The organism is Marinobacter antarcticus, assembly GCF_011049865.1.
Classification (GTDB): domain Bacteria; phylum Pseudomonadota; class Gammaproteobacteria; order Pseudomonadales; family Oleiphilaceae; genus Marinobacter; species Marinobacter antarcticus_A.
The window spans coordinates 19,458-35,187 of record NZ_DRGY01000106.1 but is presented as its reverse complement, the minus strand read 5'-3'; the positions used below and the strand labels follow the sequence as shown (position 1 = coordinate 35,187).

13 protein-coding genes are annotated in these 15,730 nt (G+C 55.9%); 9 read left to right on the top strand and 4 right to left on the bottom strand.

Going from position 1 to position 15,730, the window contains the following annotated elements; translation table 11 throughout:
- Positions 1-24: 24 nt before the first annotated feature.
- Together ENI00_RS13465 and ENI00_RS13460 are read left to right on the top strand one after the other, a co-directional pair.
- Positions 25-744, top strand: a complete 720-nt coding sequence (locus tag ENI00_RS13465; protein ID WP_304103341.1) for an ABC transporter ATP-binding protein — start codon at positions 25-27, stop codon at positions 742-744.
- Entirely contained in the window at positions 744-3,230 is a 2,487-nt protein-coding gene (locus ENI00_RS13460) for an ABC transporter permease (RefSeq protein WP_304103338.1), read from the top strand. The genes ENI00_RS13465 and ENI00_RS13460 overlap by 1 nt, the downstream gene beginning before the upstream one ends.
- 28 nt (positions 3,231-3,258) lie before the next feature.
- Here the strand turns inward: ENI00_RS13460 and ENI00_RS13455 are convergent, their stop codons facing one another.
- Positions 3,259-4,080, bottom strand: a complete 822-nt coding sequence (locus ENI00_RS13455) for a substrate-binding periplasmic protein (protein WP_304103336.1) — start codon at positions 4,078-4,080, stop codon at positions 3,259-3,261.
- A gap of 285 nt (positions 4,081-4,365) precedes the next feature.
- On the opposite strand from ENI00_RS13455, the gene ENI00_RS13450 reads away from it, so the two are divergent.
- A complete protein-coding gene (locus ENI00_RS13450) occupies positions 4,366-5,757 on the top strand; it encodes a peptidoglycan DD-metalloendopeptidase family protein (RefSeq protein WP_304103332.1) in 1,392 nt (463 codons plus the stop codon).
- A 10-nt stretch (positions 5,758-5,767) separates the two neighbouring features.
- Here ENI00_RS13450 and ENI00_RS13445 read toward each other — a convergent pair whose 3' ends face one another.
- The 3 genes from ENI00_RS13445 to ENI00_RS13435 all read right to left on the bottom strand — a co-directional run bounded on the left by ENI00_RS13445 (position 5,768) and on the right by ENI00_RS13435 (position 8,912).
- Complete coding sequence (locus tag ENI00_RS13445; RefSeq protein WP_304103328.1) at positions 5,768-6,955, bottom strand: iron-containing alcohol dehydrogenase; 1,188 nt, start codon at positions 6,953-6,955, stop codon at positions 5,768-5,770.
- Positions 6,955-7,500, bottom strand: a complete 546-nt coding sequence (locus ENI00_RS13440) for a hypothetical protein (RefSeq protein WP_304103325.1) — start codon at positions 7,498-7,500, stop codon at positions 6,955-6,957. Before ENI00_RS13440 ends, ENI00_RS13445 begins: the two co-directional genes overlap by 1 nt.
- Before the next feature lie 170 nt (positions 7,501-7,670).
- Positions 7,671-8,912: a M48 family metalloprotease gene (locus tag ENI00_RS13435; RefSeq protein ID WP_304103401.1), complete on the bottom strand. Its 1,242-nt coding sequence runs from the start codon at positions 8,910-8,912 to the stop codon at positions 7,671-7,673.
- Positions 8,913-9,053: 141 nt separating this feature from the next.
- Here ENI00_RS13435 and ENI00_RS13430 point away from each other — a divergent pair, with 141 nt between their 5' ends.
- The 6 genes from ENI00_RS13430 (at position 9,054) to ENI00_RS13405 (ending at position 15,701) form a co-directional block, all read left to right on the top strand.
- Complete coding sequence (locus ENI00_RS13430) at positions 9,054-9,524, top strand: PaaI family thioesterase (protein ID WP_304103322.1); 471 nt, start codon at positions 9,054-9,056, stop codon at positions 9,522-9,524.
- On the top strand, positions 9,521-9,955 hold the full coding sequence (locus ENI00_RS13425; protein ID WP_304103319.1) for a PaaI family thioesterase: 435 nt from the start codon (positions 9,521-9,523) through the stop codon (positions 9,953-9,955). Before ENI00_RS13430 ends, ENI00_RS13425 begins: the two co-directional genes overlap by 4 nt.
- Before the next feature lie 219 nt (positions 9,956-10,174).
- Positions 10,175-12,076, top strand: coding sequence for a molecular chaperone HtpG (gene htpG / locus ENI00_RS13420; protein ID WP_304103316.1), 1,902 nt, complete (start codon positions 10,175-10,177; stop codon positions 12,074-12,076).
- 4 nt (positions 12,077-12,080) lie between these two features.
- Complete coding sequence (locus ENI00_RS13415) at positions 12,081-12,299, top strand: DUF2835 domain-containing protein (RefSeq protein WP_304103313.1); 219 nt, start codon at positions 12,081-12,083, stop codon at positions 12,297-12,299.
- A gap of 147 nt (positions 12,300-12,446) precedes the next feature.
- A complete protein-coding gene (gene katG / locus ENI00_RS13410) occupies positions 12,447-14,618 on the top strand; it encodes a catalase/peroxidase HPI (protein ID WP_304103310.1) in 2,172 nt (723 codons plus the stop codon).
- Between the two features lie 135 nt (positions 14,619-14,753).
- Positions 14,754-15,701: a tRNA dihydrouridine synthase gene (locus ENI00_RS13405; RefSeq protein ID WP_304103307.1), complete on the top strand. Its 948-nt coding sequence runs from the start codon at positions 14,754-14,756 to the stop codon at positions 15,699-15,701.
- Positions 15,702-15,730: the final 29 nt, after the last annotated feature.

Here is a 15,730-nt window from a genome sequence, read left to right as displayed (position 1 = left end):
TTTTTCGGGAGCCCCGCGAGCAACATGCAGACTATAAACCCTGATAGCCAACGCCCCACATTGCGCGTTGAAAACCTGACCCACCGCGTCAGCCTGGAAACCGATACGTTGACGATCTTGAAGGGGGTCAGTCTTGAAATCAATCGGGGAGAATCCGTAGCCATTGTAGGCCGTTCCGGTTCCGGTAAAACCACGCTGCTAGGGTTGCTTGCGGGCCTTGATACGCCAACGGAGGGAACCGTGGAACTCGACGGCTCTGTGATCAGTGGTCTGAGCGAAGACGAACGCGCCCGATTGCGTGCCCACCGGGTAGGGTTTGTCTTTCAATCGTTCCAGCTGTTGCCGGCGCTCACAGCACTTGAGAACGTGATGTTGCCGTTGGAACTTGCAAGCATGGATGCGCCAGAAATGCGCGCCCGTGAGCTTCTTGAACGGGTAGGGTTGGGTGAGCGACTTGCCCATACGCCACGCCAGCTATCCGGTGGCGAGCAACAGCGAGTTGCCATCGCCCGGGCGTTTGCCTCAAACCCTGCCATCCTTTTTGCCGACGAGCCTACGGGCAATCTCGACAACCGAACCGGCCAGGACATCTCGGATCTGTTGATGGCGTTGAATCAGGAGCAGGGCACCACCTTGGTGATGGTCACTCACGATGAGCAACTGGCAGCACGCTGCGCCCGGCAATTTCACATTGAGGCAGGCGAGTTAACCGAACCGGTTACGCGCAGGGAGCTCACAGACTGATGACGGCTGCAAAAAAACTGATGTCTGTGCGTCGCGACTGGCGTGAACGCGATGTGCGAGTGGTACTGGCGGCGTTAATTATTGCCGTAGCCACTGTTGCGACCATTGCCCTGTTCGCCAGCCAGTTACAACGCACTCTGGTGTCTTCTGCCAGCTCGTTCCTGGCGGCAGACAGACAGCTGGAGGCGGAAGACGGGCGCCCCGTGCCCGAACCCTGGATTGCCGAAGCGGTAAAACGCGGGCTGGAAACCGGCCGCATGGTTGAGTTCTCGACCATGGTGCTTGGCAATGACGCCTTTCAGCTCGTGTCGGTAAAGGCCGTCAGCAACGAATACCCCTTGCGCGGCGAACTTGAGATTCAAGGCGATTCCGAAGGTTCCCGGGAGCAGATAAAGCACGGGCCGGCGCGCGGGGAAATCTGGATTAATCCTCGCCTGCTGAAGCTGTTGAAGATCGGCCTCGGTGACACGCTGGAAGTGGGCAATCGCAATCTGACGGTTTCCGGCTTGCTGCTGCGCGAACCCGATGGCGGGTTCAGCCTGGCTGCTCTTGCGCCCAGAGTGATGATGCACGCAGACGATGTAGCGTCTACTGGCGTTGTCCAGGAAGGCAGCCGGGTGGAGTATGTCTATCTGTTTGCGGGTAAGGAAGCGGCGCTTGACGACTACTACAAGTGGCTGCAACCGCAACTCGGGCCAAGCCAGGAGTGGAAAGGCGTTCGCGATGGTGAAACCTTGTCACGCTCACTGGACCGGTCCGAGAGTTTTCTGTTGTTAGGCGGCAGCCTGGCGGTGTTGCTGGCCGCCGTGGCGGTGGCTGTTGCAAGCCGCCAGTACGCTCTGTCTCAGCGCGATACTGTCGCGTTACTGAAAACCTTGGGCCTCGGCAGCGCAGGTATTGGGCAGCTTTATCTGAAGCGCCTTGCGCTCTGGGGTGTTACCGGCATGGTTGGTGGCTTTGTTGTAGCGCTTCCCCTGTTCTGGCTACTCACCCTGCTGCTCGGTGAAGCGCTGGGCAGGCCGGTGGCGTTTCAGCTGGATTCATCGGCACTTACGCCGGCTCTGCTAACGGCTGTGGTGTCACTGTTTGCCTTTGCTTACCCACCCATTCGGCGCCTGAAAAACGTACCCGCCATGCGCGTGTTACGCAGCCAGCCAGGCGAAACCGGCCGGGAAGCCTGGCCGGATATGCTGATCGCGCTTGTGGCCGTGTTCGGCTTGATTTGGCTTTACGCCGGCGAGCTATCGCTGGTGGTTTCTTTGCTGGGCGGCCTTGCGCTGCTTCTCGCGTTGCTGGCATTTTTAGGTTGGATACTCGTCGCAATGCTGCGAAAGGTTCGCGGCGGCGGGCACGCCTGGCGACTGGCTCTAGTCGGCCTTTATCGGCATCGCAGGGCCAGTTTGTCCCAGATTGCGGTATTTGCCATGACGCTCATGCTCGCAACAACACTGATTCTGGTGCGCACGTCTTTGCTGGACGATTGGCAGGCCCAACTGCCTGATGACGCGCCGAACCACTTCCTGATCAACATTGCGCCCGATGCGGTGGATGACGTTGCCGGTTTCTGGAAAGAGCGCGGCCAACCGCTGGATCAGCTTTATCCCATGGTGCGTGGCCGATTGACGGAGTTGAATGGCCAACCTGTAAAGGAGGTGGTGAGCAAAGATCAGCGAGTAGGGGCTCTTAACCGCGAACTGAACTTGACTTGGATGGATTCGCTTCCGGCCGATAACGCGATTGTCGATGGCAGATGGTTTGAAGCCGGCCAGAAAGACGGCGTATCCGTGGAAGCAGAACTGGCGGGAAAGCTAGGCCTGGCGCTGGGCGACAAGCTCACGTTTACCATTGGTTCCGACAAGGTCACCGAAGCGGTGACCAGTATCCGCACGGTTCAATGGGACAGCATGAAACCCAATTTTTACATGGCGTTTCCTCCGGCGGGCGGCCTAACGGATATGCCTGCCACCTGGATAACCAGTTTTTATCTGCCAAGGGACCGCAAAAACGCGCTGAATGAGTTTTCACGACGTTTCCCCACCGTCTCCGTATTGGAAATTGATAACATTATTGAGCGTATACAGGAGATTGTCCGGCAGGTAACTCAGGCCATAGAGGCGATCCTTGTGCTGATATTGGCGGCCGCGCTGGTGGTTATGGCGGCAGTCGTCAGCGCGACGCTTCAGGATCGTCAGAGGGAAGGGGCACTTTTGCGCACGCTCGGGGGGCGCCAGAGCTTGCTGGTGCGCAGCACCGTGCTTGAATTTGCGTTGCTCGGTGGCTTTGCCGGGGTTCTTGGTGTTGCTGCGGCAGAAGTTGCGGTTTGGGCCCTGCAATTTCGGATGTTTGAGGGTGCGTTTAGCTGGCATTGGCAGGTGGTGCTGCCCATTCCCGTGATCAGTGCGTTGATTTTGGCGTTATTCGGTCGATGGCAGCTCAGCCCGGTGCTGAGTGTTTCGCCCATGCTCCTGCTCAGACGGCTTGAATAACCCGGATTTTCGGAGAAAAAACAGTGATTTACCGGTAATTCGCAAGAATGGCTTCCAGTTCGCCATTCTTGCGAATACGCTCAAGTTCAGCGTTGAACTTATCCACGAACGACCGGTTCTCTTTGCGGAACATCACCCGAAAACCGTAAGAACTGATGTTGTTGGAAGACACTGTAAACAGATCCTGCAAGCCTTCGTTTTTCAGTATCCACCTGCCCACAAGTAAATCCACGACCGCAGCATCAAAACGGTCACCATGAAGTACAAAATTGAACATGTCCCTGTCCCGGGAAACATCGAAGCGCTTGATGTCGCCGGATTCAAAATACGGCTGCAGTTCCGGATACATGTAGCCTAGATGGGTTACGAGCGTTTTCGAAAAAAGATCTTCAGGAGAATGGTACGTTTTGCCGGCGTGTTTTGGCGTGAAGAACACCTCCTGGATATCCACCACCGGGTTTGTGAACAGAAACTTGTCAGGTTCCTGAACCCATTCTCGGGCCCGCGAGGTGCCATCGATATAGCCATCAAGCAACATTTGATCAACGCGCTTGCGGGGAATTTGCTGGGGAACAATCCGGACCCCGATACGGGCTGAAATCAGCGAAACAACGTCCCACATAATGCCGGTTGGTGCTTCCTGATCCACGATCATGTAAGGCGGATAGCCATTGGGGGACACGTTGAACCGGAACACCTTCTGGCCGCTTGCAGGTTCAGCGCTTGAGACCATGGAGAACGCGAGGAGCAAGGGCAGGCAGGCAAAACGCTGCGCCCAAGCTGCTAGCCGAAGATATCGTTGTTGCTTCATTGAGTAGGCTCTCTGCAGGCTGTGGGCAATGCTGTCCATGAAAGAACCGACCCGGCTAAATCCCTGCCAGAAACAACCAAAATGTTACTCGACTACATCACAAATTCAACGGCTGGTAGGTAAGGCTTTGTGAGACGATAAGGCTATAACGCTTCCTTTTCAACGATGGGCTGAATGAGGAGCGGTTCACCAAATCTCACCACCACCTGTGGGACCCGCGTGCACACTGGTGTAATATTCACGACTACCCGAGGCACCCAGGCTTGCCGTCCGTTTTAATTTGCCATCGAAAAGATACTATTGTCGTAGAGGATTTTTATTGCCATGTCGTTTCGAGATCAGTTGACAACCCCTCGCAGGATGCTGTTTGCGTTTGCTGTATTGCTCATTATTGCCATCGTGATTGCCGTGTCTGGTCGCTCCGGTGCGATGCAGGTCGCGCTGACAGAACAACCGGCCCCCGGGCCGTCATCTCCTGCAAGCCCTTCCGCTGATGCAGCCAAGGACACCGACACCGATACTGCCGTTGCAGTGAAACCAACGGACGCCGTCGCCGCTGAAACCCCGGCCGTGGTGGTCAATACGCCGCAAAAGCCGCCCGGTCCGCCGCCGCTGGAACACTACCAGATCAAAGATGGCGATACGCTGAGTCAGATTTTTTCGGATCGGGATATCAGCGCTACCTTGCTGTATCGCCTGCTGGAAGCCGATGTTGAATTTTTGTCGCTGGAAACACTCCATCCCGGCACTCAACTGACGTTCCGCTATGACGAAGAGCACCGCTTGCAGCAATTGGCATTGCAGATCGATCCGGCCCGTCAGGTCACCTTCGACCGCCTGGATGACGGTGCGTTTGTGCACCACGACATAGAATCCGACACCCACTGGGTATCGACGCTCGTGCCCGGAGAAGTACAGGGGAGTTTTTACGTCTCTGGTCTCAAAGCGGGGCTCAGCAAACGGCAGGTGGTGGAGATCAGCCATTTGCTTAAAAACCGGCTCAACTTTCGTCGCAGCCTGCGGGCAGGTGATCGTTTTTCGGTGCTCGTTGGCCGCGAAATGACCGGTGAGATGCCCACCGGAAACAGCCAGGTCGACGCCGTTGCCCTGCACCGGGGTGCCACCACCTACCAGGCTTTTCTGGCTGAGGATGGCAGTTACTATGACGAAAACGGTGACAGCATTGCCCCGGCGTTCCTGCGCTGGCCAACTTCTCGACACTTCAGAGTCAGCTCATCGTTTGACCGCAATCGCTTGCACCCCATCACCGGTCGCAAGTCGCCCCATAACGGCGTTGACCTGGCCACGCCGATGGGCACGGTTGTCATGAGCACCGGTGATGGCACCGTAACCCGGGTGGGCAATCACCCCTATGCCGGGCGCTACGTTGACATCAAGCACAGTGGCTCCTTTGAAACACGCTATCTGCATCTGAGCAAGGTGCTGGTGAAGCGGGGCCAGCGGGTCAAGCGCGGTCAGAAAATTGCGCTGTCCGGCAATACGGGTCGTACCACCGGGCCCCACCTTCACTTCGAATTTCACGCAAAAGGCAATCCTGTTAACCCGCTAACAGCCGATATACCTACCTCAACGCGCATAGCCAAAGATCAGCTGAACGATTTCAAAGCGCAGGTGAAACGTCAACTGGCCCGCATGGCGACCCCGGTCAAACCGGATGCCATCTATGCCGAAGGCCCGTCACAGCCGCAGCAGTGAGCCCGGCGTTTCAGGCCCAGGCGCGCTGCAGAACGGCGCGGGCGTCGGTCAACGTGACTTCTTTCGGGTTGAACATGATTGAACCGTCGTCCAGCGCCATTTCTGCAATAGGGTCCAACTGATCTTCGGTTACCTTGCCCGTTTCTTTCAGGGTACGGGGTAGCTGACAGCGCTTGTAGAGCGCGTCCCTCAGCGACCGCAGTGCTGAAATGCTGGCTTCCGCGCGGCGGCTGGCGGGCGTGGCGGCGTATACTTCCGGCCCTTCCAGATACAGCAACAGCTCACCCAACGGTTCGCGGATGGTCTCAAGGTTGTACTCAAGCACATAGGGCAGATACAAGCTCATGCAAAGACCGTGGGGCAGATGGCAGATAGCGCCGGTTGCGTGGCCGAGAGAATGCACCAGGCCAACCATGGAGTTGGAAAATGCAATGCCCGCCATGGTGGAAGCCTGTGCCAGTTCCAGCCTGCCGTGGCTGTCTTTCGGGTTGTCCATAACGTGCAACAGCGATTGACTGACTTTCTTTATGGCCGCCGTGGCGTAGGCATCGCTCAGCGGATTTTTTGCCATGCAGGTGAACGATTCGACGGCGTGGGTCATCGCGTCCATCGCCGTTGCGGCGGTAATGTGAGGCGGCAGTGTCAGCGTCATGCGCGGGTCAATAATGGCCGCGTTTGGCAGCAGGTAGGATGAACTGAAGGGCAGTTTTACGCCTTTGGCTTCATCGGTAATAACGGCAACGGACGTGACTTCCGAACCGGTTCCGGCGGTGGTGGGCACCACAAAAAACGGCTTAAGCGGATGCTTGAGCACGCCGGCACCCGTGTATTTGGCAATATCCGTACCGCCTTCCGAAACCAGGATGTTAACGGCTTTGCCGGTGTCTATGGCTGAACCACCGCCTATCGCAATGATGGAGTCGCACTTTTCCTTGCGATAAATGGCCGCGATATCACGAACTACCGTGGTTGATGAATCAGGTGGTACATCGTCGTAAATGCTGATGATGTCCAGGCCACTCTCTTCGCAGGCGGTAATCACCGGCTCGAGAAGTCCAGCGGCACGAACGCCCTTATCCGTGATGATCATCGGGCGCTTGGCTGCCAGTCCATTCAACTCGTAAGGAATGTGCTCAAGAGCGGCTTTGCCGGCAATGACTTTTACCGGGCAGAAAAACTCATAGTAAGTCTTGGTCATCAGGCTCTCGCTGTCTGGACGAAATGGGTGGCCACCTTCAGGTAAATTTGTGCGGCGCTGATCAGTTTTTCAGGCAGGTGCAAATTTTCCGGATACTCTTTCACCGCACGCCTGGCAATAATCCTGGGCAGAATGAACGATTCAAGTCGGTTAAGCACTCTGGTCATGCGCATTGCGTAGCTCACATCGCCGTCTACCAGCATGCGATCATTGGCAAATGCGACGGCGGTTTTTTCCTGGAATGACATCACCAGAAAGGCGTGGGCCAGGTGTTTGAATCTGATGGATACGTCCATAGGGCGAGGGGCGGAGCCGCCGTGATAGTGAAAACGGCCTTCGCCGATGTGCTCAACAATCAGTTTTGAGCCATTGGGCATCACCATCATTTCAAACAGGAAGCCTTGAGGCAGCGTTCGCGCTTCTCTTTGCACCTCGCTGTCAACTTCACTGATTGCCTGAAGAGCCCGCCCCATAACCTGAAACATCAGCTCTACATACAGGCGTCGAGCGTGGGAGGCCATAGGCTGAAAACGCTTCGCTAACATGTTCGTCATCCGTTTGTGGTTCTTGATAATTGATTTTTAGAGTTATTGCTCTAAAAGTCAATACTCACGATCGCAGCAAAATGATGGGTTGATGACAAGCCTTTGTCTGGAAAAGAAAAAGGCCGAAACCCAGAGGGTTTCGGCCTTTTCAGATGCGCCCTGTCCAACGTTTATTGGGTGATCACAGCCAGTTTTCTGCGTGCTTCTTCGGCCACCTCGCCGTTGGATTTTGCCGCTGTGCTGTAATAAGCAATGGCGTCTTTTCGGTTGTTATTTTTAACCGCTATGTCTCCCAGGCGCAGGAACGCAATTGACGTGGGCACAACCTGGTTGGCCTGGGTCAGGTTTTCCCTTGCCTCGTCCAGATTGTTAAGCCTCAGCGCCGTTAAGCCGTTGTTGAGGCGATACACAAACATCTCGGGGTAAAGCGACACCGCCTTTTCGAAATCCGCCGCTGCTTTTTTGTCTTGCTTTTGCTCCTGATAAATACGGCCACGCAGGGAATAGAACATGGCTTCGCGGGGCAATATCTCAATCGCCTTGTTTATCTTTTGCAATGCGGCCGTCATATCCCCATCTGTAGCCAGCTTCATCGCCTCATCGTGGGCCTCGTAGGCGGGTTCGTATTTACGTAACGTGGCGGTTTTCTTTCGGTAAACATCGGCACCACGATAACCACCGCCGCCGATCTTGCTGACCAGTTCGCTGTTCTCACGAACCCGCTTGGCGGAGGGGGGGTGGGTGGCAAAGAGGCCATCCACAAATCCTGATTGTTGGCCTTTGGACATCTCAAGAAAGATCTCCTGCAACTCCACAGCCGCCTGCGGATCGTAACCGGCCTTCTTCATATAAAGCATGCCGTAATGGTCTGATTCCAGTTCATCACCCTGGCCGTATTGAGCCAACGCAAGCTGTGCTCCCACGGCTGCGCCACCCATAACCAAACCGGCCCACTGATTATCAGACAGCGCAAAGCCAAGGCCAGCCACGCCAGCACTGATCAACATCCCCGTCTGCATCCGTTGAACGCTGTGGCTTGCGGCCGCGTGCACAATCTCGTGGCCTAGTACAGACGCAAGCTGAGCCTCATCGTCAAGCTTGGTTAACAGCCCCCGGTTGATGGCAATCTTGCCCCCCGGTAAAGCCCAGGCGTTGGGCACGCTGCTGTTCAGTATTACGAACTCGTAGGGCAGGTCAGGGCGATCACTCACCTTCGCCAGCTTGTTGCCCACCTCCTGAACGTACAGCGTCAGCTCAGGGTCAAGGTAAAACTGCCCGCCTTGCGTTTGCTGGGTGGGGGTATATTGCTCAGCGCCCATGGCGAGTTCCTGGCTCTCACCGATCAGCGAAAACTGATTTTCACCGGTAACCGGGTTTACAGAGCAGCCGGTAAACAGCAGCATAAGTGCCATAATGGGCGCACAGCGTTGCAAAATGGCGTTGTTCACTCTCGACTCCTGTAAATGAATTCCTGATACATATAATTGCATGGCTGCTGTCGGCTTTAAACACCGATCGCCGAAAACCCACACTGAACCACAGGATTGTTCTGAATGAACGATCAAATCCGAACCGACCGGGTTACCCGGTTTATCGAAACGCTCAACCAGGCCAAAGAGCTTGGCCTGACTGTTACCGAGACCACCGAAAACAGCCTCACCCTGTGCCTGCCATACAGTGACTGCATCATCGGCAACCCCCACACAGGCGTGATTCACGGCGGCGCCATTACTACTCTGATGGACACCACCTCCGGCTCTGTTTTCCTCTGCGCGCTGGACGTATTCGAACTGTGCCCTACGCTTGACCTGCGGGTTGATTACATGCGCCCGGCGGAACCCCATAAACCCGTTTATGCGCGTGCAGAAATCTATAAAATGACCCGTAACATCATTTTTACAAAGTGCGAGGCCTATCAGGAAGGTGGCGAAACTGTGGCCAACTGCGTGGGCACCTTCATGCGCATTGGCCCAGAAGCACTGCCGAAAGCCTACCGCGAGCAAATTACCGGAGGCCCGATATGACCGATCCGGACATCCTGAATTACACCCGGCAAACCGGCGACTTCTCCCGGCTGATCACCAGCATTCCTTACGCCTCCTTTATTGGCCTGCAGTGCGACCAGTTCGGCGACGACCTCATCTTCCGCCTGCCGGCAAAAGACCAGAACCTCGGCAACCCCGTGCTGCCCGCCATTCACGGCGGCGTCATCGGTGGTTTCATGGAACTCTCCGCTGCAATTTACCTGATGCTGGCCCAGGAAACGGTCCGCATGCCACGCATCGTCAACTTTTCCCTGGACTACCTGCGGGCCGGCCTCGACCGCGAAACCTACGCCGAGTGCAAGCTCACCCGCCAAGGAAACCGCGTCGCCAACGTCATGATCACCGCCTGGCAAAAATCCCGCTCCAAACCAATTTCCACCGCGCGAGCGCATTTCCTGCTAGAAGACTGATCCGGTTCGCATGCCGGGACTTGAAATGCCCCGGCATGCCCCCATTTTTGCTGCAAGACGAAATTATAAGCTAGACGATGCGGGAACAAGGGGTTTTCCCAAAACCGTGCGGAGCCAAGGATGGCGGAGCCGAGCGTACACGGACGTATTAACAGCGTGTTTTGGAAAACCCCTTGTTTCCGCGTCCTCCCACAAAACTCGCAGCAGGAGAGACAATAAATGACGGTTGAAACGCAAAAAGAAACGCTGGGCTTTCAGACCGAAGTAAAGCAACTACTTCACCTGATGATCCATTCCCTGTATTCAAACAAAGAAATCTTCCTTCGTGAGTTGATCTCCAACGCCTCCGATGCCGAAGACAAACTGCGCTTTGCGGCCCTGAAAGACGACGGCCTTTACGAAAGCGACCCCGACCTGCAAATTCGCCTGGATTTCGACAAAGAAGCCAACACCATCACCCTGGCCGACAACGGCATCGGCATGACCCGTGATGACGTTATCCAGAACCTCGGTACCATCGCCCGTTCCGGCACCGCAGAATTCCTGAGCCAACTTTCCGGCGACGAGAAAAAAGACAGCAAACTGATCGGCCAATTCGGTGTGGGCTTTTACTCTGCCTTCATTGTTGCTGACAAAGTTGACGTATTTACCCGCCGCGCCGGTGCGCCATTGGAAGAAGGCGTGCATTGGCAATCGGCTGGTGACGGGGAATTTACCATTGAGCAGGTTGCCCGCGAGAAACGCGGAACCGAAATTGTTATTCACCTGAAGCAGGACGCTAGCGAATTTGCCGACGGCTCCCGCCTGCGCAACCTGGTGAAAAAGTACTCGGACCACATCTCCTTCCCGGTGATCATGAAATCCGAGGTCTCTGAAGAGGGCGAAGAAGCCAAAGAGAGCAAAGACGAAACCGTTAACGACGCAACCGCGCTCTGGACTCTGCCCCGCACAGAAATCAAAGACGAGGAATACAAAGAGTTTTACAAACACATTGCACACGATTTTGAAGACCCGCTGATCTGGTCCCACAACAAGGTGGAAGGCAAACTGGATTACACCAGCCTGCTGTACATTCCGGCTCGCGCACCCTTCGACATGTACAACCGTGATGCCCCCCGTGGCCTGAAGCTTTACGTTCAGCGCGTATTTATCATGGACGACGCAGAGCAGTTCCTGCCGCTGTACCTGCGCTTTGCAAAAGGCGTGGTGGACTCCAACGATCTGTCTCTAAACATTTCCCGCGAGATCCTGCAGAACGACGCCACCGTGGAGAGTATCCGCACCGCGCTCACCAAACGCACGCTGGATATGCTGTCGAAGCTGGCCAAGAAAGATGACGGCGAGTACCAGAAATTCTGGGGCGAGTTCGGCACCGTTCTCAAAGAAGGCCCGGCGGAAGATTTCAGCAATCGTGAGAAAATCGCCGGCCTGCTGCGCTTTGCGACCACCCACACAGGCGAGAGTACTCAAAACGTATCGCTGGATCAGTACATCGAGCGGATGAAAGAAGGTCAGAGCAAGATCTACTACATCACCGCCGATAACTTCATGGCCGCCAAGAGCAGCCCGCACCTGGAAGTCTTCCGCAAGAAAGGCATCGAAGTATTGATCTTCTCCGATCGCATTGACGAGTGGATGATGGGTTACCTGAACGAGTACAGCGGCAAGTCGTTCCAAGACGTTGCCCGTGGCGATCTTGATCTTGGTGAAGTGGAAACCGAAGAAGACAAGAAACACAAAGAAGAAGCCGCGGAAGAACACAAAGATCTGCTTGAGCGCATCAAAACGGCCCTCACAGACCGGGTCCAGGAAGTGCGGGTAACCAATCGTCTGACCGATTCGCCAGCGTGCCTGGTAACCGGCGACTTTGATATGGGTGCCCAGATGAAGAAGATCATGGAAGCGGCGGGCCAGAAGGTTCCGGACAGCAAACCGATCTTTGAAATTAACGTGGACCACCCGCTGGTTCAGCGCCTTGAAAGCGAAAAGGGCGATGAGCGCTTCGGTGAGCTCTCTGCCGTACTTCTGGACCAGGCTACACTGGCCAGCGGCGAGCAGTTGAAAGACCCGGGTGCTTACGTAACCCGCCTGAACCGTCTGTTGCTGGAACTGGCTAACTAAGCCCATGCAAGAGATTTTTGTGGACATCAGCATCAGCCCTGAAGAGTGGATAAAGCTTTATCAGGGCGTTGCGACCGATGTTAATACCACGGCCCGGGACGGGCGCTCCGTCCGCTTCCCGGCCCGTATTCTCTCCAGGTTTTATCTCCAGAACGGTGTGCGGGGCAGTTTCCGTATCCTGTTTGATGCCTCCGGCAAGTTCTCCTCCATCGAAAGGCTTTGAGCCATCCTCGCGTTAACCCTGTTTGGCGCCGATAATCAAAAACTCTCACATCGTTATTTTTAATTAATTGTTTTTGGTATGGATAGAGGAACTAACCTGATTTCTTAGAGGTCAATTTTTGCAATGGTGCAAAAACAGGAGAATACAATGTCTAACAATGATACGGGCGGCAAATGCCCCGTGATGCACGGAGCTACTTCTACTGGAAATCGCAGTGTTATGAGTTGGTGGCCAGAAGGGCTGAACCTCGACATCCTGCATCAGCATGATCGCAAGACCAACCCGCTGGGTGACGACTTCAATTACCGCGAAGAAGTCAAGAACCTCGATTTTGGCGCTATCAAGAAAGATCTCCACGCCTTGATGACGGATAGCCAGGATTGGTGGCCTGCAGACTGGGGTCACTATGGCGGTTTGATGATCCGCATGGCGTGGCACTCAGCGGGCACCTACCGACTAGCCGATGGCCGTGGCGGCGGTGGCACTGGCAATCAGCGGTTTGCACCGATCAGTTCCTGGCCGGACAACGTCAGCGTCGATAAAGCCCGCCGTTTGCTGTGGCCGATCAAGAAAAAGTATGGCAACAAGATCAGCTGGGCTGACCTGATTATACTGGCCGGTACCGTCGCCTATGAATCCATGGGTTTGCCTTCCTATGGTTTCTCCTTTGGCCGTGAAGACATCTGGCACCCGGAGAAAGACATCTACTGGGGTTCTGAGAAAGAGTGGCTGGCGCCATCAGACGAGCGTTACGAAGACGTCGATAAACCTGAGACCATGGAAAACCCTCTGGCAGCTGTTCAGATGGGTTTGATCTACGTGAACCCTGAAGGCGTGAACGGTAAGCCGGACCCGCTTAAAACAGGTGAGCAGATACGAGTGACCTTTGCCCGCATGGCGATGGACGATGAAGAAACGGCAGCCCTGACGGCTGGCGGACACACAGTTGGCAAGTGTCATGGTAATGGTGATGCTGACGCTCTGGGCGCCGTGCCTGAAGCGGCCGACGTGGAAGACCAGGGCATGGGTTGGAGCAACCCCAACTCAGATGGTAAAGCCAGCAGCGCGGTGTCTTCGGGCATTGAAGGCGCCTGGACCTCGCACCCGACCCAGTTTGACATGGGCTATTTCGACCTGCTGTTTGGCTATGAGTGGGAGCTGAAGAAAAGCCCCGCCGGTGCCTGGCAGTGGGAACCCATTAATATGGAGGAAGAGGTTAAGCCCGTTGATGCCAGCGATCCCTCCATTCGCCGAAACCCGATCATGACCGACGCCGATATGGCCATGAAGATGGACCCAAAGTACCGGGCCATCTGTGAGAAGTTCATGGCCGATCCTGAATACTTCAGGAACGCCTTCGCTCGTGGCTGGTTCAAGTTGACCCACCGTGATCTGGGGCCGAAAGCTCGCTACATTGGTCCGGAAGTACCGGCCGGCGATCTGATTTGGCAAGACCCGATTCCAGTTGGCAACACCGACTACTGCGAAGAAGTGGTCAAGGTAAAGATTACTGAAAGTGGGCTGAGCGTTGGCGAGATGGTGAGTACCGCCTGGGATAGCGCGCGGACCTACCGCGGCTCGGACATGCGCGGCGGTGCAAACGGTGCCCGCATTCGTCTCGCGCCACAGAAAGACTGGGAAGGCAATGAGCCTGCACGTCTTGCCAAGGTGCTCGGAGTGTACGAGCAAATTTCCGCTGACACAGGCGCCAGCGTGGCAGACGTGATTGTGCTGGCGGGCAGTGTCGGTATCGAGCAGGCTGCAAAAGCTGCGGGCTACAACGTGCGTGTTCCCTTCCTCAAGGGCCGTGGCGAAGCCACCGACGAGATGACCGACGCCGAATCTTTCGAGCCGCTGGAACCCTTGGCAGATGCCTTCCGTAACTGGCTGAAGCAAGATTATGCGGTCAAGCCGGAAGAACTGTTGCTCGACCGAGCCCAACTGATGGGTTTGACGGCCCCGGAGATGACCGTTCTGGTGGGTGGCATGCGTATGCTCGGCACCAATCATGGCGGCAGCAAACACGGTATGTTCACTAATCGTGAAGGCCAGTTGACGAATGACTTTTTCGTGAACCTGACCGACATGAACAACACCTGGAAGCCTGCCGGCAATAATCTCTATGAGATTCGCGACCGCAAGAGCGACCAGATGAAGTGGACGGCAAGCCGTGTGGATCTGGTGTTCGGCTCGAACTCCATCCTGCGCGCATACGCTGAAGTGTATGCGCAAGACGACAACCAGGAGAAGTTCGTGAAGGACTTCGTTGCTGCCTGGGCCAAGGTTATGAACGCTGATCGTTTCGACGTACAGAAGTAAGTTGATGGCAACCGGCCGGACACGCCTGTAACGGGTGTCCGGCTACCAACTTCCCGCCAAATTCCTTACAATCCGCTCCGCCTGATTTTTGATCAGTTACACACTGATGTTCTTCCTTCAGCTTCTGGAGCCTTAATGCGAATCATCCTTGCCCCGATGGAAGGGCTAGTCGATGCACCTATCCGTGAAACTCTGACCAAAGTCGGTGGTATTGACCGGTGCGTAACCGAGTTCATTCGCGTGACCCACGGCATGTTGCCGCCTCGTGTTTTCTATAAGTACGCGCCTGAATTGCACAATCACTCCCTGACGCACGTCGGTACGCCGGTGGCCGTTCAGTTTCTCGGATCAGACCCCGAACAGATGGGTTTGCACGGGCGCAAAGCGGTGGAGCTGGGCGCTACGCAAGTGGATATCAATTTTGGCTGCCCCGCCAAAACAGTGAACAAGCACAAGGGCGGCTGTGTGCTGATGCGTGAGCCGGAGCTGATGCACGACATTACCGCCGCCGTGCGCCGAGCGGTTCCTGCACGTATTCCGGTAACAGCGAAGATGCGCCTGGGTTACGACGATCGTTCTATGGGTGTTGCCTGTGCTCAAGCATTGGAGGCGGCCGGGGCCCAGGAGATCGTTATTCACGCTCGCAGCAAGGTGGACGGGTACAAACCGCCGGCGTACTGGGAGGAGATCGCCAGGGCGCGGGAGTCGGTGAAGGCCAAAGTGATCGCCAACGGCGAGATCTGGACCGTGGCGGATTACTGGCGCTGCCGCGAGGTTTCCGGTTGTGAGGACGTCATGATCGGCCGGGGGTTGATCGCACGCCCGGATCTGGCGCGGCAGATCAAAGCCAGCCAGCACGGGGAGCAGGTTGAGGATATGACCTGGCCCGAAGCCGTGGCTTTGGTGAAAGAGTACGCCTGCGTGCTTCAGGGCTGGCTGGAAGACAAGTACGTGACCGGTCGAATTAAACAATGGCTGAACTTTCTGCGGCAGGGGTTTCCCGAGGCCGAGGCCATCTGGCCAGATGCCCGCAAAATTCGCGAGGTGGCTCCGATGCTCGCGTGTCTGTCTTTTCCCTCCTGATAGCGAACTACACTGGTACGGAGCAGCCA

Excerpts from the sequence above, each read along its gene's own strand:
- ENI00_RS13465 (WP_304103341.1), top strand. The coding sequence starts at position 25 with ATGCAGACTATAAACCCTGATAGCCAACGCCCCACATTGCGCGTTGAA.
- ENI00_RS13460 (WP_304103338.1), top strand. The coding sequence starts at position 744 with ATGACGGCTGCAAAAAAACTGATGTCTGTGCGTCGCGACTGGCGTGAA.
- ENI00_RS13455 (WP_304103336.1), bottom strand. The coding sequence starts at position 4,080 with ATGGACAGCATTGCCCACAGCCTGCAGAGAGCCTACTCAATGAAGCAA.
- ENI00_RS13450 (WP_304103332.1), top strand. The coding sequence starts at position 4,366 with ATGTCGTTTCGAGATCAGTTGACAACCCCTCGCAGGATGCTGTTTGCG.
- ENI00_RS13445 (WP_304103328.1), bottom strand. The coding sequence starts at position 6,955 with ATGACCAAGACTTACTATGAGTTTTTCTGCCCGGTAAAAGTCATTGCC.
- ENI00_RS13440 (WP_304103325.1), bottom strand. The coding sequence starts at position 7,500 with ATGTTAGCGAAGCGTTTTCAGCCTATGGCCTCCCACGCTCGACGCCTG.
- ENI00_RS13435 (WP_304103401.1), bottom strand. The coding sequence starts at position 8,912 with ATGGCACTTATGCTGCTGTTTACCGGCTGCTCTGTAAACCCGGTTACC.
- ENI00_RS13430 (WP_304103322.1), top strand. The coding sequence starts at position 9,054 with ATGAACGATCAAATCCGAACCGACCGGGTTACCCGGTTTATCGAAACG.
- ENI00_RS13425 (WP_304103319.1), top strand. The coding sequence starts at position 9,521 with ATGACCGATCCGGACATCCTGAATTACACCCGGCAAACCGGCGACTTC.
- htpG (WP_304103316.1), top strand. The coding sequence starts at position 10,175 with ATGACGGTTGAAACGCAAAAAGAAACGCTGGGCTTTCAGACCGAAGTA.
- ENI00_RS13415 (WP_304103313.1), top strand. The coding sequence starts at position 12,081 with ATGCAAGAGATTTTTGTGGACATCAGCATCAGCCCTGAAGAGTGGATA.
- katG (WP_304103310.1), top strand. The coding sequence starts at position 12,447 with ATGTCTAACAATGATACGGGCGGCAAATGCCCCGTGATGCACGGAGCT.
- ENI00_RS13405 (WP_304103307.1), top strand. The coding sequence starts at position 14,754 with ATGCGAATCATCCTTGCCCCGATGGAAGGGCTAGTCGATGCACCTATC.